Source organism: Bradyrhizobium sp. KBS0727 (genome assembly GCF_005937885.2).
Lineage (GTDB): Bacteria > Pseudomonadota > Alphaproteobacteria > Rhizobiales > Xanthobacteraceae > Bradyrhizobium.
This window is the reverse complement of record NZ_CP042176.1, coordinates 3,305,048-3,324,442: the sequence shown is the minus strand read 5'-3', so window position 1 is coordinate 3,324,442 and position 19,395 is coordinate 3,305,048. Positions and strand designations below refer to the sequence as shown.

Below are 19,395 nucleotides of genomic sequence, written 5' to 3'. Positions count from 1 at the left end.
ATTCGCCGCCGCAGAGGAAAGCCGTGATCCCTTCCGCCCGCGCAGCCGCATTGCGATCGACCGCACTGGCGACAAGTCTGGCGCTGGCTGTCGGCCTGTCCGCGCTCTCGGTCGAGGCCTGGGCGAAGCCGAAAGTTCCCTTGCCGAAGCCGCGGCCGATCGCCCGCAGCGCCACTCCCAAGCAGCCGGGCGCGACGAATACCGCCGCCGCCCCTGCCCCGGCAGCCGCACCTTCAGCCACGCCTTCGTTGGCACCGGCGACGCGCCAGCATGCCGCCCTGCCGCCACCGCGAAAGCTGGTGACGCCGGCAGCGGTCGCCGCGACCTCGTCGACGCCGCAATCCGACAAGGACGCGCTGGAGAACGTCATCGAGCTCGTGCGCAAGCACAAGCCTTCGGATGCCGCGCAGGCGCAAGCCGTGATCTCGGATCCGGTCGCCCGCAAGCTCGCGGAATGGCTGATCCTGCGCAGCGACGACAACGGCGCTTCCGTCGAGCGCTATCGCGCCTTCGTATCAGCCAATCCGAGCTGGCCATCGCAGACATTCCTGCGACGGCGCATCGAGGCCGCACTTTGGGACGACCATCGCGACGACGCCACCGTCTGGTCCTGGTTTGAAAACGAATCGCCGGTATCGGCCAAGGGCCGCTTCGCGCTGGCGCGGGTGATGATCGGGCGCGGCGACCGCGCCAATGCCGAACGCCTGGTGCGCGAGGCCTGGCGCGGCGACGGCATGACGGAAGATACCGAGAGCACGGCGCTCGACCTGTTCGGCGCGCTGCTGACGGCGGGCGATCACAAGGCGCGGATGGACACCTTGCTCTACGGCACCGAGCAGGAAGCCGGCGGCATGCGCGCGGCGAAGCGGCTGGGTTCCGGCCATGTCGCGCTCGCCAAGGCACGCATCGCCTCGAACCGGAAGGCCTCCAACGCCAGGGCGCTGCTCGAGGCGGTGCCGAGCGAATTGCGCGGCGATACCGGCTACCTGTTCGCGAAAATCCAGCTGCTTCGCCGCGAGGAGAAATTCGCCGAGGCCGCGCAATTGATGCTGAGCGCGCCGAAGGATCCGAGCCGCCTGCACAATCTCGACGAATGGTGGATCGAACGAAGGCTGCTGTCGCGCAAGATGCTCGACGTCGGCGAGCACCGCACCGCCTATCTGATTGCGCGGGACGCAGCGCTGCCGTCGCGCGATATCTACAAGACCGAGCAGGAATTCACCGCCGGATGGATCGCGCTGCGCTTCCTGAACGATCCGTCGGTGGCCGCGCAGCATTTCGCCCGCATCGGCGTCGGCAGCGTCAACCCGACCGCGCTGGCACGCGCCGGCTATTGGCAAGGCCGCGCGGCGGAAGCCGCCGGCCGCGCACAGGAAGCCCGCGCCGCTTACGGCCGCGCCGCCGAGCAATCGACCAGCTATTATGGCCAGCTGGCGCGCGCCAAGCTCGGCCTGCCGCAGCTCGAATTGAACGGCGCCCCGACCGGCCGCGGCCGCGGCGTCGAACGGCTGGAGATCGTGCGCGCGGTGCAATTGCTCTATGAGCTCGACGAGCGCGAAATCGCGATCCCGATTTTCGCCGACATGGGCGAGAACGGCGATCCCGACGCCGTGGTGGGCCTGGCCGAACTCACCGCGCGCAACAACGACGCGCGCGGGATGCTGCTGCTCGGCAAGGCCGCGCTCAATCGCGGGCTGCCGTTCGACCACTACGCCTACCCCGTCAACGGGATTCCGGCGTTCCGGCAGATCGGTCCGGAAGTCGAACCCAGCGTCGTCTACGCGATCGCCCGGCAGGAAAGCGCCTTCAACCAGGCGGTGGTATCGCCGGCCCAGGCCTACGGCCTGATGCAGGTGACCCCGGATGCCGGACGCTACGTCTGCAAGCGCGCCGGCGTCAGCTTCGACCTCAGCCGGATGAAGACCGACCCGGTCTACAATGCCACGCTCGGCGCGGCCGAGCTCGGCGGCCTGCTCGAGGACTATCGCGGCTCCTACATCATGACTTTCGCCGGCTACAATGCCGGCCGCGGCAGCGTTAGAAAATGGGTCGAACGTTATGGCGATCCGCGCGATCCCAAGGTCGACGCCGTCGACTGGGTCGAACAGATCCCGTTCTCCGAGACGCGGAACTATGTGCAGCGGATCATGGAGAACCTGCAGGTCTACCGCGCACGGTTCGGCGGCGGGACGAGACTCCAGATTGAAGCCGACCTGCACCGCGGCAGCGTCGAATAGCGATCGCGCCACCGGGCCTCCCTGGCCCGCATCAGGCGCGGAGCGCCGACCATTTTATCCGGAAAACCCGATAGCCATGGTGACCCGATTGATCGCCGGGCTCCCGTTGAGCCGCTCTGGTTGGAGCTAAAGCGTTTTCGAGCGAAGCATGCCCTCGGACTTGATCCGTGGGTGGACGCCGGTTCGCGTAAAGAAAACGCGTCAAAACACGAAGTAGAGCCCGGTTCTGATTCAATCAGAACCGATAAGGCTCTTGGGCCAACCACGACGACGATTGGGCCGGATGGCCTGGCGATGCGATCAGGCCAAGAAAAAACCCAAGAAAAACCCCCGGCAGCTTCCTGCCGGGGGTTCTTTTAGAGGAGTATCAGACGATCGAGATCAGAAGTTACGCTGAGCGCGAACGTTGAAGGACACGGTGCTCTGGTCCTTGAACTCGTAGACCGCGACCGGCTTCGGAGCCGTCGGGCCCAAGACAGCAGCGCCCGTGAACTTCTGATCGAGGAAGAAGCCCATGACTTCAGCCGAGAACGTCAGGTTCTTGACGGGAGTCCAACGGGTAACCACGCCGACCTGCGCGACATTGTAGTTCGGATTACAGGTGTAATCCGCGCTCACGCCGCCTCTGGCAATCGCAGCGCCAGTGTAGGCCGCGCAAATGTTGGCCGCCGCAGTGCCGTCATAGCGAACCGCCGAGTAGCTGCCGAACAGGCTGGTCGACCAGTACGGATCCCAGTTGTGGTTGAACGCGCCACGAACACCGTAAGCGGTCGTCAGATGCAAGGATCCGTCACCACCGGCGAATGCCGGAAGGAAGACGGCGTCCGTCGTCGCACCGAAGCCAATGCTCTGATAAGCACCGGGACGGCCCGTGCCGCTGAACATCGTGAAGGTCGGCGAAGCTGCGCTGGTGGAGATCACGTTCTTCGTGTCACCCTTGGCCCAGCTTGCGTCGATCTTGAAGTCGTCGCCTGCACCGGTCGGGATGTTCTTGATCTGCAACGCAGCCATCACCGATCCGCCCCACTTGGTGTCGGGGTGGCCGTTGATTTCCGACAATGCCGTCGAAGTACCACCCGCTACGCCAACCTGGCCAGCAGCAGCAGGAGTGGTGTTCAGGACGTTGTAGGAACCGCTGACTTCATGCAGCGCGCCCGAAATCTGGAACAGACCCCAAGCCTGGTCGACGCGAATGTTACCAACGACGTCGGGAGCATGCGTGCCCGCGTAGGTGTTGGCGATACCACCGGTCGAGGTGAGGCCGAGAGTCAGGTTGCCAACAACGGTACGGTTGAACACGGTCGGATCATCGAGACCGATGGTGGCCGACACGCCGTTGCCGAACTGCGCGGTGTACTGGATGTTGTTCACGCCGGTGACGGTGTCATGACCGCCGAGGAGAAACGACGTGTTGTTGCCTGGATAACCATGCCAAGGAGTGGCATAGGCCGAAGCCGACTTACCGAAGGTGAAACCAGCGAACTGGATGAACGCCATTTCGACGGCGACATAACCTTCGCCGGGCTGATTCAGCAGGCTGGTGTTGGTGCCGGCAGCCGGAGAACCGGTGAACACGGCCGGGTTGACCGAGTTGTTGCCCTGGGTCGTGAACTGGAAGTCGGCCTGACCGAAGGTGCGGACAACGCCATATTCAGTCGCGGTGCGGGTATCAACCGTCAGCGCCATACGGGAACGAGCGGCGAAGTAATCGCGGAAGCGATTGCCCTGGCCGAGATCGCCCGACCACGCCGGCTGGTCGTAGATGCTGCCGTTGAACGTGGTGTCGACGCGCAGGTAACCACCCAGCTTGATGCAGGTGTCAGTGCCGGGAATGTAGAAGAAACCAGCACCGTACAGGGAGCAGATCCTCACGTACTCGACCGCTTTGGCCTTGACGGGAAGATCGGCAGCCTGAGCTCCACTCATGGCGATGAGACCCGCCGCTGAGCCGAGAATAAGGCTCTTAACCATCTTCATGTTAAACCTCCAAGTTGCTCTGTAGGGAAGGTTCCGGATCCGCCGGGTGTCAGACACCCTAAGGTTGGTTCCCTTAATCCCCTGAAACCCGCTTAGTCGCTTCGCGCCTTCGGACACTCCCGCATCACGCGAGGGACTTAAGCGAACCACCTAACGGGACGACCTCGGGATGCCCCCCTCCGTCGCGTCATCACAATTACCGAGGACTCCTGCACACGCAACAAAGGAACCGCTCTCAACACCCTGATGCCGCCCCTTTTCCGATGGGTGTTGCACAAATAACACGCAGTCGTGATCGAGCTTTCCTCGCAAGATATTGTTATTATTCGTTATTTTTTGATAGTTCCATTTGGCGCGTGAATAGCGGCCGCGGACAGCGATCAGGCGGCTTCTCCTTCTGGGGCGCTGATCGCGTCGAATCGAAGAGCTCCAAAACCCCGAATCTGACCCCCCAAATCATCACCCATTATAAAGGCGACGCGGTCGCTGAAGCTGGCGTGGTCGGGCTGGTCCCTCGTCCGGCCTGGGGCACCGGTACTAATGACGGCCGGCAGGCTGCCATTTCCTGCCCATTTCTTGCCCAATTCCGGCCAGCGATCGCGACGGTCGTCAATGATCCGGCGGACCGCCGGTAAAACGACAAGGCCGTCATCTTCGCTGGATCGAAATGCGGTTCGATGACCGTGCCGGGACCGCGCGAGATCGAATCGAAGGCACGATCGCCGAAGCGCCACGCAAACGGCGTCAACGCCACACCGAAATCACCGCTTACCCTATAAAAACAGGGCTTCGCGGTGTTCCGACGTTTCCACGGATGAAGCGTGCCCTGGATGAATGTCACTTCGCATCTGGCATTTCGCAGCTGTCATAAAAGATGCGTTTTGAGGGAACCGCATCCGGTCCAACTCCCCGGTATTGCGGCTCGTTGCGGAAGACATGCGGCCGTTTTCGTGGCGCGGGCATTCGGAACAAGCAATGCCGGGCTATCGCAACGTTCACGCCTCGGAACGGCGTTGCTTGCTGATGTTCGGGAGTGGCGGAGAGGAAGGGATTCGAACCCTTGATACAACTTTCGCCGTATGGCGCTTTAGCAAAGCGCTGCCTTCAGCCACTCGGCCACCTCTCCGGTGCCGGTCTTATGACTCGAATCGACTGGAAGGGTCAAACCGGAAGGCGGGCGCCAACTGATTTTGTTTACGAAATCGTTGGGAATGGCGGAAGGGAGCGATCCGGCGGCCAGCGACAAGGCCACCCGGGCAAAATTGCGCGCGAGCGGCCGTCTGCCACTGTCAGACGGCTGGTTTCGTCGAACCGGCGCCAGCTTTCTAGAGCCGTTTTCCGATCCGATGGAATCGGAACGGGGCTCCAGATTTTTGATTTGACGCGGTTTCTTGAAGCGAACCGGTTTCCACCCGCGGATCAAGTCCGAGGGCATGCTTCGCTGGAAAACGCTTTAGTGCGTGGTGATCCAGGCGCGCGCCTCGCGCTGAGCCGCGGCGATCTCGGCATCCGACATCATCTCGGCGACCTCGCGGCGCATGGAGATCGCATCAGGGCGCCCCTTCAGAGCTGCGAGATTGAACCATTTGTGGGCCGCAACGAGATTGACGACGCCGGAACGACCGCTCGCCCAGTAAAGGCCGCGCTCGAACAGCACGTCCGGGATAGCGGTGGCTTCCACCGGCGTTGCAGTCTCCAGATCAAAGTGCCCCTGAAACATCCCCGTCTCCTGTTTTTGTTGTTGGCCGCCCTCCCCCGAGCGCGGCCCCTGTCCACTGTCAAAACGTCCCGTTATTCCGGCGCATGATCTTGTCGTCGTGCGCTTGCCGTTTGCCGGCTTGTTGGGATCATCATGACCGATCAAATTTGAAGGGCAGTTTAAGTATCGCGATGAACGGGGTGTAAACGCGCGCGTCGCACGGCCGATCACGAAATCGCAGAAGTGCCTGTCCCGCAGCGATAAGTCGTAGATCGTGAAGTTCGGTTTACCCTGCCGCTTGGCACAACGATAACCATTGCGCCAACATCGTGCGGTTACTTGGCGGCACAGGCCGGCGACTCGGCGTTGTCGAGCAACAGCGATTCGAAACGCTGGTTGAAAGGCAATTCCATCGCGCCGTGACAAGCGCCGCCATTGATCGGCGGAGCCATCGGCCTGCGTCTTGCGAACGATCGAGGATGAGTCTGGAAGAGACAAAGCCAGGCGCCGGAAGCGCGGGCTTGAAGACGTTCCGGGAAACACGCGTTCCTGGAAACGAGACGTTCCGGGAAACCGAACGTTCGGGGAAACGAAGACGCTCCAGGGAACGGAGACGTCCCGGGGAACGAAGACGTTCCGGGGAACGAGGGCGTCGGCGAACACGTCAGGACCAGATTTCAGTCCGGGCTTTGGGCCCGGCGAAATTGCGGACCGGAAGATCCGCACCGAACGAAGAAAACCTGTTTCTTCTGCCGGACCGTTTTTGAGAGAGCGAACTCTTTCGAAATACGATCCAGCCGTTTGACCTGATGTCTCGCCGACACCCTCTTTCGTCGACCAGAGCCTTCGGATGTCGTCTCGGGATTTTGTCCCGCGATTAGTCCAGAGGGCTCGTGTGACGTGCCGGCATCAAGCCGCCGGCAATTTTTAGAAGCAGAAGTTACTTCTTCTTCTTGGCGACCTTGCGGGTCTTCTTCGCAGTCTTCTTCACTGCGCTCTTCGCCTTCTTCGCCTTCTTAGCTTTCTTGGCCATGTTGCCCTCCTAATGTCGTGAGATGGCTTAATCGCTGCGTGCACTCGGGAATCGAGATGCACTACATCCCGAATACACCAACACACTCAAAAAAACAGCGTCCCGCTTAAGGAAGTGTTGACGCAGCGATCCGGGAGCGCGCGAGGCATCACCAACGGCGACACCACAACACGTTCACATGTCGATGCAAAAAGTGCCGCAGCGGCCGACATCGGCATTTGTCAATATTGAAGGAAGCGCCTGTGCCGCAGATGTTTCTTGAATTCGTACCGACAACGATCGACGCATGTTCGATGTCGTCGCGACTCGGCGACGCTGCGAAAAAGCCGTCGGCGTGGACTCTGAGTCGCAATTTTTGGCAATAAAAAAATTTTTGTGGTCACGGCGCCGGCGTCTCACCCGCGCTCGCCAAAACCGAATTTTCGGACGAATCGCGACAACCGATTCGGAGACGCGTTTCCGGTCGCGACGATGGATTTTGGATCGTGCGAACGAACGACGCACGCTCGCGTGCATCGATCGCGACATTCGGCGACGACGAACTCGTACTCGGCGACGACCAAGTCGCGCCCGAGGTGACGACGAAGTCGCACCGAGTAACGACGAAGTCGTCCCGTTACGGGACGCTCAGATACCGAGCTTCGCTTTCAGTATATCGTTCACGGCCTGCGGGTTGGCCTTGCCGCCGGACGACTTCATCACCTGGCCGACGAACCAGCCGGCGAGCTGCGGCTTGGCTTTCGCCTGGGCAACCTTGTCCGGATTGGCCGCGATGATGTCGTCGACCACCTTTTCGATCGCGCTGAGGTCGGTGACCTGCTTCATGCCGCGCGTCTCGACCAGCTCGCGCGGGTCGCCGCCTTCCAGCCAGACGATCTCGAACAGGTCTTTCGCGATCTTTCCGGAGATCGTGCCTTCGCCGATCAAGCCGACGATGCTCCCAAGCTGTACTGCGGAGACCGGCGACCCCGTAATATCACGGCCTTCCTTGTTGAGACGGCCGAACAGCTCGTTGATCACCCAGTTGGCGGCAAGCTTGCCGTCGCGCGCCTTGTCAGCGAGCGCGGCCAGCACGGTTTCATAGAAGTCGGCGCTCTCGCGCTCGGCCACCAGCACGCCGGCGTCATAGGGCGACAGTCCGAAGGCTTCGATGAAACGCGCCTTCTTCTGGTCCGGCAGTTCCGGCAACTGCGACCTGAGTTCATCGACATAGGCCTGGCTGAATTCGAGCGGCAGCAGGTCGGGATCCGGGAAATAGCGATAGTCGTGCGCCTCTTCCTTGGAGCGCATCGACCGGGTCTCGTTCTTGTTGGGGTCGTACAGCCGGGTTTCCTGGTCGATCGTGCCGCCGTCCTCGATGATCTCGATCTGGCGCCGCGCTTCATACTCGATCGCCTGGCCGATGAAGGTGATCGAGTTCATGTTCTTGATCTCGCAACGGGTGCCGAGCGGCCCGCCGGGCTTGCGCACGGAGACGTTGACGTCGGCGCGCAGGCTACCCTTCTCCATGTCGCCGTCGCAGGTGCCGAGATAACGCAGGATCGAGCGCAGCTTGGTCACATAGGCCTTGGCCTGCTCGGCATCGCGGATGTCGGGCTTGGACACGATCTCCATCAGCGCCACGCCGGACCGGTTGAGATCGACATAGGACATGGTCGGCGACCGGTCGTGCAGCAATTTGCCGGCGTCCTGCTCCAGATGCAGCCGCTCAATGCCGATGGTGACGGTATGGCCGCCGTCGAGTTCGACCTCGACCACGCCCTCGCCGACAACCGGCGACTTGTACTGGCTGATCTGATAGCCCTGCGGCGAATCCGGATAGAAGTAGTTCTTGCGGTCGAACACCGAGCGCAGGTTGATCTGCGCGTTGAGGCCAAGCCCGGTGCGCACGGCCTGACGGATGCATTCCTCGTTGATCACGGGCAGCATGCCCGGCATCGCCGCATCGACCAGCGAGACATGGTCGTTCGGCTCGCCGCCGAATTCGGTCGAGGCGCCGGAAAACAGCTTTGAGTTCGAGGTGACCTGGGCGTGAATTTCCATCCCGATCACGACTTCCCAGTCGCCGGTCTGGCCCTTGATCAGTTTTGCCGGTTTAACCGATACGTTCATGGGATTCTGCTTCCGAACCTAATACCCTGCAAGCTTGGGCTTCGCGCAACGGACCGCACCAGTCAAGCCGGAGAAATTGGCATTCCGATGGTCAAAGCCCGCGGCGAAACGCCTGATAGGACTTGTTCTGGCGCAGCGCGTCGGCGCCGCTTTCGATCAGGATATCGACCTGCTCCGCCGGCAGCGCAAACCGTGTCGGGATGGCATTGAGAATGCCGGCGCGCGCCGGGCCAAGCTGGTCGAAGCTCACGCGGTCGATGGCAAAGCTGACATCGCCGCAGCGCCAGTTCTTGCCGACGCCGAGGCGCGAACGCTCCGCCGCCGACAGACCGCAACGCCAGCGCCTTACCTTGCCGGACCAGTCGGTGGCCAGGCTCGAGAACGCCGCATAGCTTGCCCGAACGCTGGCATCGATCGCGGTGTCCGCGGCCGCCGCGACCAGTTCGACGCCGTTCGGCCCTTCAATGCGTTGGGCGAAATCGCCGGAGACCCCGCGGCCGGCATCAACGACGAGGAACATGATCCGCCGCACCTTCACGGCTTGCTGTTCGGTCATCGGCTCGAACGGGCGCTGTGCCGCCAGGAGCCCGATGCTGAAGCCGGACAAGCCGTAATTGTCGACCAGACCGCCGTCGAGCAGTTTTACATAACGCATCGAGCCGTCGCGGTAGCGCGCATTGGCTTCGGCGAACGATTTCAACAACGGCTGCCCGTTCGGATCGCTGCGGGCGCGTTCGAGCCACGCCGGCAACGGCGCCGCGCAGCCACCCGGATAGGTTTCCAGCACGATCGGCGCGAAGGCCAGCGGCACCGCCGCGGAGGCCGCGACCGCCTCGGCAACCCGATAGGGTCTGATGTCGCTGCACAGCGCGTCGAAAGCGGTCTTTCCGAACACGAATGGCGTGCGATTGTAGATGTCGGAGGCGTTGATCCAGACCCGCGGCCGGCGGTCCTCGCGGAAGCTTTCGAAGCGCGCGCCATCGAACAGGTTGCTATCGAGCCAGCTGGTGAACTGGCTGTCATTGACGCCGCCACCGAGCGCGCGGCCGATATTGCCGAGCGATACCCGGGTATTGAGTGCTTCTTCGGCGTTACGCAGCAGGAAACGTTCGCGGAAGTCATCGAGTGCCGCGCGTTTCTTGAGACCGAAATACGCCGCCGTCACCGACCCGCCGGACACGCCGGAGACGAAGTCGACACGATCGAGCAGCGATTTGGACTGGCCGGATCCAATCCGGGAACGGTCGAGTTCGCTGAGCACCCCGAACGAAAACGCCGCGGCCCGCGTTCCGCCGCCTGAGAATGACAGCGCCAGCAGCACGTCATCGTCGTAGACTGGAAGTTCCCGGCCGAAATTGTTGTCCGCGAGCGCCGCACCGAGCGGCGCATTGCCCGGTAGATTGTAGACCGACGCGCATCCCGCGGCGAAGACTGCGAACGCTATGGCCACACCACTCAGAACCCACGCCCGCATATTCAAAGCTCAGACTTTCCGCCGCGGGCCCCCCGCCCGTGGACTAACCTATCATGATCAAAGGTGGCGGCGGCGTGACCCAGCGGTCCCGCTCAAACAGGGTTAATGCGTCAGCAGCGCGGACACGATCCGCTCCCATTCGGCTTCCAGAGAATCCTTCGCCACCGGCTGGCCGGCCTGGCGGTACCAGTAACCGGCATTGCCGAGATCGCCCTCGACCCGATGCAGATAGGCATGCACCCAGGCGGCCTCTGGCGTAGCTTCGTCCTGCACGATCTTGTGCGCTTCGTCCCATTGGCCCTTGGCGGCCCACCACAGCGCCGCCAGCGGCGGCTTCAGACCAGATGCCGGCGCCGAGGCCGACAGACTGGCACTGAAATCCGCTGCGATCGCCGTCATGCCTACCACCACCGCGGCGGCGTGAAGCGACCGGCTTCCCGCTCGATCACTTCGCCGAGCGAGAACAGCGTCTCTTCGTCGAACGGACGCCCAATCAGCTGCAGGCCGAGCGGCAGGCCCTGCGCATCCTTGCCGGCAGGCACGGCGATGCCCGGCAGTCCCGCCATGTTCACGGTCACCGTGAAGATGTCATTCAGATACATCTCGACCGGATCGGCGCCGCCCTTCTCGCCGACGCCGAAGGCCGCCGACGGTGTCGCCGGCGTCAGGATCGCGTTGACGCCCTTGGCGAAGCAATCCTCAAAGTCCTTCTTGATCAGCGTGCGAACTTTCTGCGCGCGCAAATAGTAAGCGTCGTAATAGCCGGCCGACAGCACATAGGTCCCGATCATGACGCGGCGGCGCACCTCGGCCCCGAAACCTTCGGCCCGGGTACTCTCGTACATTTCGCCGATCGAGCGGCCCGGTTCGCGAAGCCCATAACGCACGCCATCGTAGCGCGCGAGATTTGACGACGCTTCCGCCGGCGCCACGATGTAATAGGCCGGCAATGCATATTTGGTGTGCGGCAGCGATACCTCGACCAGTTCGGCGCCGGCCGCCTTCAGCCAGGCCGCGCCCTCGCTCCAGAGCTTTTCGATCTCGGCCGGCATGCCGTCGAGCCGGTACTCCTTCGGAATTCCGATCTTCATGCCCTTCACGGACTTGCCGATCGCGGCCTCGTAGTCCGGCACTGCGCGATTGACCGAGGTGGTGTCCTTCGGATCGTGCCCCGCCATCGAGCGCATCAGGATCGCGGCATCGCGCGTGGTGCGGGCGATCGGACCGGCCTGGTCGAGCGAGGACGCGAACGCCACGATGCCCCAGCGCGAACAGCGACCGTAGGTCGGCTTGACGCCGACGGTCGCCGTAAACGCCGCCGGCTGGCGGATCGAACCGCCGGTGTCGGTCGCTGTCGCGCCCATGCAGAGCTGGGCTGCGACGGCGGACGCCGATCCGCCGGAGGAGCCGCCCGGCACCAGCGTGGTGTTGGAGCCTTCGCGCCGCCACGGATTGACCACCGGGCCGAAGCACGAGGTCTCGTTCGACGAGCCCATGGCGAATTCGTCATTGTTGAGCTTGCCGAGCATCACGGCGCCATCGCGCCAGAGCTGCGAAGTCACGGTCGACTCGTAGGGCGGCACGAAATTGCCGAGGATTTTCGAACACGCGGTGGTGCGCACGTCCTTGGTCGCGAACAGGTCCTTGATCCCGAGCGGAATACCGGCCAGCGGACCGCCCTCGCCTTTGGCGATCCTGGCGTCGACCGCGCGCGCCATGGCGCGGGCCTGATCCGGCGTTTCCAATATGTACGCATTGAGCGCACGCGCGGCTTCGATCGCGGCCAGATGCGCGTCGGTCAGTTCAAGCGCGGTGAAAGACTTGCTCGCGAGGCCATTTCTAGCCTCGGCGATCGTCATCGAAGTTAAATCGGTCATTTATTGATCGGGCTGCAGAAGAACGGGGAAAGCGTCTTGTCGTTGGCGGGATTATTCGATTCCTGGGCCCGGGCCTTGTCGGCGGCCTCGAGTTGATCGAGCACGGCGTCCATCGCCTTGTCGGGGTCGGCGACCTTACCCTGCCGCTCCATCGCGTCGACATAGTTCATGTAGGCTTGATAGGCCTTTTCATCGTCGCAGAGCATGCACATCGGATTTCCGATCTCGAACTAAATAGAGTTGGTTACTCGACGACCTTTGGCACCAGGAAGAAGTGGTTCACGGTGTCAGGGGCATTCCGCACCACGGCGTCGGCGATCTCGCCGTCATTGACCACGTCGGGGCGCTTTTTCATTTCCATCGGGGTCACCGAGGTCATCGGTTCGACGCCGTCGACGTTCACCTCGGAAAGCTGCTCCACGAAGGCGAGCATGGCATTCAGTTCGCCCTGCAGATGGGGAACCTCGGCCTCGGTGACCGCAATTCGCGCCAGATGCGCGATGCGGCGAACGGTGGCGGCATCTACGGACATTAATATAGGCCTCAAACGGGGAAATCGCACCCGCCATATAGCAGAGGCCGCTTTTGCGCCGCAACACCGGGAATGCCGTCCAAGGCCTTTTCCGAACAGGGCTTTTTGCAAACAAGGCAATTCGGAGGTGCGGCCGGCCGCCCCAGGCGATCAAATTGCCCCCCAAGGCCGATCACAACATTTCGAGAGGATAGCCCGCCGACGAAACCATTTTGGGCTCCGGGCGTAGTCGTCTGGAAACAAACGGGGGCTGTACTCGCGCCAACCACATTGGAGCCCTCGTCATGTCGCCCCTCGAAAACGACAGCGCCCATTCAGAAGGTTGGGATCCCGCCCTCTGGACCATCGGCACCGTGATCGGCGCCGCTATCCTCTACGTCGCCTGCCTGGCCTGATGGAGAACCCCGTGTCGCGAGCCAAATTGCTCCAGGAAAAGGCGGAAATGTTCGAGCGCCGCGCCGAAAGTGCGGCCGACCCGATCTCGCGCCAGCATTACAAAGAGATGGCCGCGCATTATCGATCCCTCGCCGTCGAGCATCTCGACGTCAAGCGCGACGAGCCGGCGCACTAATCCCGCATGAAACGCGCTTTCGGGGGCGGGCCGGCATTCCGGCTCGCGGTCCCGCGTGTTCGATCAACGCCTGGCCTCCCCTGAGAAAGTTGCCCCACAACGCGCCCCGCTCCCGGACTTCGGGAGTTTGAGTTTCATGTCGTCTCCCGTATCGTAGGCGGGGGATCACCGGGCTAACTGGCCGATCGCGCGTGACCAACAACAAGATCAAACGGGAAGAAACCGGGGAGCGCAGGGATGGATTTCATTGAAGCCAACGGCGTTGGGCTGCGCTGCGAGCTGACTGGCGGGGGTGAACGCACGCTGGTGCTGGTTCACGAGATGGGCGGCTCGCTCGAAAGCTGGGACGACGTCGCGCCGCGGTTCGCCAACTCCCGCCGCGTCCTGCGCTATGACACCCGCGGCGCCGGCTTGTCGCAGAAGGTACGTGGCGAGCTTACCCTCGACACGATGGCCGACGATATCGCCGCGCTGCTGGATGCGTACGGCATTTCCGGCAAGGTTGCGCTGGCGGGCATCGCCGTCGGCGGAGCGATCGCCCTGCATTTTGCGGCCCGACATCCCAAGCGCACCAGCGCCGTCGTGGTCGGCAGCCCCGCCACCGGGATCGCAGCGGAGCGCCGCGCCCCTGCCCTCGAACGCCTCGCGAAAATCGAGGCCGCGGGCATGGCCTTCGCGGTCGAGGATTCCATGCACAACGGCTACGCCCCGGAGCTTCGCGACGACCTCAGGCGATTCGAACGATTCCGGACCCGCTGGCTCGGCAACGATCCCTCGAGCTACGCCACGATCTGGCGCATGCTGGCGAATGCGGACATGCAAAGCGAGCTGGCCGGCCTGAGCTGTCCCGTGCTGGTGATCGGCGGCAGCCTCGACCGCGTGCGCCCGCCGGCATTGGCGGAAGGCGTGGCCAAGGCCATTCCCGGCGCGCGCTACGTCGAACTCCGCACCGGTCATTACATGTCGGTGCAGACGCCGGACCTGATCTTCGACTGCATCGACGATTTCCTGAAATCGGTCGCGGCCTGAGGCCGCACCGCACTCCCGACTAAAATATCGAAAACAACCCCATGCAAAGTAGCCGATCGCCGCTGAAGGCCGGCCCCCCTCGACAATCCCCCTCCCCGCCAACCGAGGTCTCCCCGAAATGAACCCGCAACCGGCCCAGCAGATTCCCGGCGTCTATCACCGCAAGATCGGCGACATCGTCGTGTCAGCGATCAGCGACGGCTATCTCGACAGCACGTTAGAGGTGATGCGCAACGTCGATCTCGACAGGGCGCTGCAGATCCTGACCGACGCGTTCCGGCCGGCGCGTCGCACCAGCGTCAACACCTTCCTGATCCATTCCAAAGGCCGCACCGCGATCGTCGATACCGGCTCGGGGAACTATATGCAGCCCAGCGCCGGTCGGGTGCAGCAGAACCTCGCCGGCGCCGGGATCGATGCAAGGTCAATTGATACGGTGCTGCTGACGCACATGCATCCGGATCATTCCGCCGGACTGACCGACATGACGAACGGCAAGCTGCTGTTTCCGAACGCCGAACTGGTGATGCACGAAAACGAATTGCCGCATTGGTTCGACGACGGTGCGATGGCAAAGGCGAACGAGCGCGATAAGAAACTCTTCTTCCAGGCCGGCCGCGAACAGGTCGAGCCCTACAAGAAGCAAACGCGGCTGTTCACGCAGGGCGAAGTCTTCCCCGGCGTCACCGCAGTGCCGAGCCACGGCCATACGCCGGGCCATACTGCCTATCTGATCGCGTCCGGCGACGATCAGCTGATGATCTGGGGCGACACCGTGCATGTGCCGGAAGTCCAGACCGCGTATCCCGAGGCCGGCATGGCCTTCGACACCGATCTGGCGGCAGCGGCCGCTGCGCGCAAGCGTATGTTCGATCGCGTCTCCGCCGACGGCGTCCTGATCGCCGGGATGCATCTGCATTTCCCAGCCTTCTCGCGGCTCGCGCGGCGCGGCGACGCCTACGTACTCTACCCCGAGGCCTGGATCCACGATCTCGATGCGATCCCGCCGGTGAAATGATCTAGCCGCCGAGCGCACTCAGCCGCGTCAGCGCAACGGTCCTGACGGCCCTGAACTGCCACTACCGGTCCACCCCGATCAACGGGCATCATCCGACCGGCTCGGTTGATCGGTTTCGCGCCAACTCCGGACTCATGCATCGCACAAAAGCCGTCTATGTTCGATCGCCTCATGATGCCCACGAGCCCGGCTCATTCGGGCAACCCCGCCTTCCGGAGACCCTCGATCAAAAGCGTCGCGTTCGATTGCCCGCCCCGCGCGATAAACGCCGATATGGTAAAGGCGGGATCAAGCTCAAGCAAAAGCGCCGCCGCCTCGCGCATCTCAGCGTCACGTCCGAGATGGGCGAAAGCCGACGCAAGATTGCGGTAAGCTGGCGAATAGGAGGGGTTTTGACGCAGGGCTTTCTTCCCGGCGACGATGGCCTCGTCAAAGCGACGAAGCTCAACAAAGGTCGCCCCCATCCCAGAAAGCGAGCGGTGTAGCAGCGGGTCTACCGGGCTCATGCGAATGGCACGTTCAAAGCTCCGGATCGCTTCCTCCGGCAACCCAGCAATTTTGTAAACCCAGCCTCTGTAGTGCCATGCGTTAAATGAATTTGGGTTGAGCGCGACCGCCCGGTCAGCCATTTCGATCTCACTCTCACTATCGCCGACCATAAACGCGGAGATCATGCTAGCCCACGCTAAGGTGTCTGGATCACTATCGTCGAGGCTCAATGCTAGGTGAAGAAGCCGAACTGCTTCCTTGCGCTCGAATTGCGGATCGATCGCATAGCCCAAGAGGACGTTTAGCATGTGACACGCCCCTGCCAGAGCCGCGACCAAGCCCAACCGAGGGTCTAGTTCCAAGGCGCGATGCGCCAGCCTTATCGCCTCGGCCAACCCTTCGCGGGTCGTCAGGTAATACTGTTGCCTGGCTCGGAGATAAAAATCATATGCGGTGAGGTTCTCTGGTCGCCGCCGCGCAGCCATTGCAATTTCCGTTTGAAGCAATTTTGGCTCAATGGCTGAGACGACGGCAACCGTCACTTCGTCCTGGAGAGCAAAAACGTCTGTCAGGTCACGCTCGAACTTGTCGGCCCAGATGTGAGCACCAGTAACCGCATCAATCAACTGGCCTGTGATCCGAACTTTTCCCGATGCCTTGCGCACCGCCCCCTCAAGGACATAGCGTACTCCGAGCCTACGCCCAACTTCCTTGATATCGACCGCTCTGCCCTTGAACGTGAAGCTCGAGTTTCGGGCAATGACGAACAGCCATTTGAATCGCGAAAGCGCCGTCGTGATCTCCTCGACCATTCCGTCGGCAAAATATTGCTGCTCTGGATCGCCGCTCATATTCTCGAACGGCAATACCGCGATCGATGGTTTGTCCGGGAGCGCGAATGCGGGCTTTGACGATTCCACGCTGCTGTCTGAGACGGCCGCGCCACCAGAAGGCCTATCCTCCTCGCGAACTGTGGCGACGAAACGAAAACCCTTCCGCGGCAGTGTTTTGATAAGACGTTGTTCGTCGCCGGAATCGCCGATCAAGCTTCGGGCAGCGTTGAGGCGGGTCGTTAGCGCCGCGTCAGATACGATACGTCCTTTCCAAATTGCGCTCGCGAGATCGTCTTTACTGACGACGCGGTCCCTGTTGCGGATCAAATAATCGAGCAGATCAAAAACCTGCGGTGCGGTCCGGACCACATCATCGCCGCGATGCAGCTCGCGGCGGTCGGTGTCGAGAGCGTAATCCTCGAAGAGATAACGCAAGCTGCCAATCCCTCGGGTGGTCTCCGATCAATCGTCGGGACACTACTATGGCTTAGGGCGCAAAGAATAAGCCGCCGATAAGGAAAATGTAAGCCGAATGTCAAGCGCGGCCGCCCCTGTCTTGGCACACTGGGTAGAAACAAACACCCAGGAGATGCCGCGATGAGCACGACTTATGGGGCAACAGGATTGGGACAGACCGCCGCATCGACGCAGCGCGTCTCCAGTTTTTTCAAGAGATATTGGGTTGCGTTTCAAGAACGGCGCAAACGCCAGAGGTTACGAGCCACATTGTACGACCTAAGTGACAGGGAGCTCATGGATATCGGTACTACGCGCGGCGAGATCGACTATGTCGCCTCGAACCGAGGTATCGACCCGCGAGGCATCTGATCCGCCGGATGAACATCCGATATCTGGCAGCGGTGGATGGCCCGAAGTGCACACGGTTAGACGCACAGCAGAGGCCGACTGGGTCAAAGGGCGGCTTCGCCGAACGTCGCGAGACCTTTTGGCGACCGCGTGATCTAGTTCACAGCCTGTACGCCTACAGATGCCGTAGAAGGGGTGCTCACGGCGATGATCAAGCATGGAGTTCGATCATGCCCATTATATTTGACGTGCTTTACCGCGAATTTTGCCGTGCGCGCCTCGCTGAGATGCGGAAGCAGCTCCTGCTTTGGCCCGGTACCCCTGTAGTTCCCGAAGAGAATTGCGAGGCCGGCCACCCCGACGGCGCGGCTGGTAGGGGTATAGGTTTAGGGTCCTCGCAGGAGTGGGATAGTCACGCGGAAGGAAGTCATTCTTAAGCTTCGAGAACTGCAATTAAAAGTTGGCTCGTTTCCGGCGTGTCACCTGCGAATGTCTTCTCAATGTCCGTCGTGGGCCAAACCGAGACCTCGGCCCGACAGCTAGGCACGTCTGCAATCCGACCCACCTCGGACCCGCTACGCGCCTATGAATTCACGCCCTAACCGCCGAGCGCGCTCAGCCGCGCCAAAGCGCTGCCCGCGAGCGCGCGCGTCAGTTCGGCCGCCGGCATGTCGCGGCCCATTCGCACCGCCTGGCCGGCCCACAGATTGGTGAAATCGACCTTGCCGAGCTTTTCCGCGGCCGCCTTCAACGGTCCGAGCGCGGTTGCCGCGTGCGGAAACGCCGGCGCATCCGGCGAAATCGGGCCGACTTCGCGCATGACGCGGTTGGGGACACCGCGGGCGGGCCGTCCGGTCATGACATTGGTGATGACGGTGGAGTCATCCCACGCCTGGGCCAGCGCCACGCGCGCGGGCGCACTCACCCTGGATTCCGGACAGCGCAGATAGGCGGTGCCGATCTGCACGCCCGATGCACCGAGCGCAAACGCCGCCGCGATACCGCGCCCGTCGGCGATGCCGCCGGCCGCGATGACCGGCACCTTCACCGCGTCGACCACCTGCGGCACCAGTGCGAACGTCCCCGGCTGCTCGGCGATATTGTCGGTCAGGAACATGCCGCGATGGCCGCCGGCTTCGGCGCCCTGCGCGATGATGACGTCGGCGCCGTGCGCCTCCAGCCAGATCGCTTCCTTCACCGTCGTCGCCGACGACATCACGATGCAACCGGCCGCCTTGACGCGCTTCACCATCGCCGCGTCTGGCAGACCGAAATGGAAGCTGACCACTTCCGGCTTCAGTTCCTCCACCAGCGCGCACATCGTCTCATCGAACGGCGCGCGGTTGGCGGCGTTGACGGGGGCTGCGGGATCGAGACCCAGCTCCTGATAATAGGATTTCAGCCGCGCCTTCCATCCGGCCTCGCGCGCCGGGTCGGAATTGACGGGCGTGTGGCAGAAGAAGTTCATGTTGACCGGCGCCGCGACGCGCTGGCGGATGATGTTGACCTGTTCGCGCGCCTTCTCGGCCGAAATCATCGCACAGGGCAGCGAGCCCAGCGCGCCGCCCTGCGCCGCCGCGATCACGAGATCCGCATCCATGATGCCCGCCATCGGCGCGAGCACGATCGGAAATTCGGTCTTGAAGAGGTCGATAATCCGGCGATCTGGCCACATGGTTCTGCTCGCTTGGATGGACGGGGTTGACG

The 19,395-nt window shown here is 62.5% G+C and carries 15 protein-coding genes and 1 tRNA gene; 5 read left to right on the top strand and 11 right to left on the bottom strand.

Features of this window, described 5'->3' with window-relative positions:
* Nucleotides 1-26: 26 nt before the first annotated feature.
* Nucleotides 27-2,237 (top strand): lytic transglycosylase domain-containing protein, encoded by a 2,211-nt coding sequence (locus FFI89_RS15190; RefSeq protein ID WP_138839293.1) that lies wholly within the window; start codon nt 27-29, stop codon nt 2,235-2,237.
* A gap of 381 nt (nt 2,238-2,618) precedes the next feature.
* On the opposite strand, the gene FFI89_RS15185 is transcribed toward FFI89_RS15190, so the two are convergent.
* The 9 genes from FFI89_RS15185 to gatC form a co-directional block, all read right to left on the bottom strand.
* Entirely contained in the window at nt 2,619-4,214 is a 1,596-nt protein-coding gene (locus FFI89_RS15185) for a porin (protein WP_138837818.1), read from the bottom strand.
* Between the two features lie 1,034 nt (nt 4,215-5,248).
* Nucleotides 5,249-5,340: transfer RNA gene (locus FFI89_RS15180), tRNA-Ser, on the bottom strand.
* 327 nt (nt 5,341-5,667) lie between these two features.
* Nucleotides 5,668-5,934, bottom strand: coding sequence for a hypothetical protein (locus FFI89_RS15175; protein ID WP_138837816.1), 267 nt, complete (start codon nt 5,932-5,934; stop codon nt 5,668-5,670).
* Between the two features lie 1,639 nt (nt 5,935-7,573).
* Complete coding sequence (gene gatB, locus FFI89_RS15170) at nt 7,574-9,058, bottom strand: Asp-tRNA(Asn)/Glu-tRNA(Gln) amidotransferase subunit GatB (protein WP_138837814.1); 1,485 nt, start codon at nt 9,056-9,058, stop codon at nt 7,574-7,576.
* Between the two features lie 91 nt (nt 9,059-9,149).
* Nucleotides 9,150-10,532 (bottom strand): patatin-like phospholipase family protein, encoded by a 1,383-nt coding sequence (locus FFI89_RS15165; RefSeq protein WP_138837812.1) that lies wholly within the window; start codon nt 10,530-10,532, stop codon nt 9,150-9,152.
* Between the two features lie 102 nt (nt 10,533-10,634).
* Nucleotides 10,635-10,931, bottom strand: coding sequence for a hypothetical protein (locus FFI89_RS15160; protein WP_138837810.1), 297 nt, complete (start codon nt 10,929-10,931; stop codon nt 10,635-10,637).
* A gap of 2 nt (nt 10,932-10,933) precedes the next feature.
* Nucleotides 10,934-12,409 (bottom strand): Asp-tRNA(Asn)/Glu-tRNA(Gln) amidotransferase subunit GatA, encoded by a 1,476-nt coding sequence (gene gatA, locus FFI89_RS15155; protein WP_138837808.1) that lies wholly within the window; start codon nt 12,407-12,409, stop codon nt 10,934-10,936.
* Nucleotides 12,406-12,621, bottom strand: coding sequence for a hypothetical protein (locus FFI89_RS15150; RefSeq protein WP_074814169.1), 216 nt, complete (start codon nt 12,619-12,621; stop codon nt 12,406-12,408). The genes gatA and FFI89_RS15150 overlap by 4 nt, the downstream gene beginning before the upstream one ends.
* Before the next feature lie 32 nt (nt 12,622-12,653).
* Nucleotides 12,654-12,941, bottom strand: a complete 288-nt coding sequence (gene gatC / locus FFI89_RS15145) for an Asp-tRNA(Asn)/Glu-tRNA(Gln) amidotransferase subunit GatC (RefSeq protein ID WP_138837806.1) — start codon at nt 12,939-12,941, stop codon at nt 12,654-12,656.
* 406 nt (nt 12,942-13,347) lie between these two features.
* On the opposite strand from gatC, the gene FFI89_RS34340 reads away from it, so the two are divergent.
* From FFI89_RS34340 to FFI89_RS15135, 3 genes are all read left to right on the top strand, one after another.
* On the top strand, nt 13,348-13,512 hold the full coding sequence (locus FFI89_RS34340) for a hypothetical protein (RefSeq protein WP_168212896.1): 165 nt from the start codon (nt 13,348-13,350) through the stop codon (nt 13,510-13,512).
* A gap of 237 nt (nt 13,513-13,749) precedes the next feature.
* Complete coding sequence (locus FFI89_RS15140; protein WP_138837804.1) at nt 13,750-14,541, top strand: alpha/beta fold hydrolase; 792 nt, start codon at nt 13,750-13,752, stop codon at nt 14,539-14,541.
* 118 nt (nt 14,542-14,659) lie between these two features.
* Nucleotides 14,660-15,559: an MBL fold metallo-hydrolase gene (locus tag FFI89_RS15135; RefSeq protein WP_138837802.1), complete on the top strand. Its 900-nt coding sequence runs from the start codon at nt 14,660-14,662 to the stop codon at nt 15,557-15,559.
* Nucleotides 15,560-15,750: 191 nt separating this feature from the next.
* Here the strand turns inward: FFI89_RS15135 and FFI89_RS15130 are convergent, their stop codons facing one another.
* Nucleotides 15,751-17,316: a winged helix-turn-helix domain-containing tetratricopeptide repeat protein gene (locus tag FFI89_RS15130; protein WP_138837800.1), complete on the bottom strand. Its 1,566-nt coding sequence runs from the start codon at nt 17,314-17,316 to the stop codon at nt 15,751-15,753.
* A 162-nt stretch (nt 17,317-17,478) separates the two neighbouring features.
* Between FFI89_RS15130 and FFI89_RS15125 the strand changes: the two genes are divergently transcribed.
* Nucleotides 17,479-17,709, top strand: coding sequence for a DUF1127 domain-containing protein (locus FFI89_RS15125; protein ID WP_138837798.1), 231 nt, complete (start codon nt 17,479-17,481; stop codon nt 17,707-17,709).
* A gap of 577 nt (nt 17,710-18,286) precedes the next feature.
* On the opposite strand, the gene FFI89_RS15115 is transcribed toward FFI89_RS15125, so the two are convergent.
* The gene (locus tag FFI89_RS15115; RefSeq protein WP_138837794.1) at nt 18,287-19,363 is read right to left on the bottom strand and encodes a nitronate monooxygenase family protein; all 1,077 of its coding nucleotides are present in this window, start codon (nt 19,361-19,363) and stop codon (nt 18,287-18,289) included.
* Between the last annotated feature and the right edge of the window lie 32 nt (nt 19,364-19,395).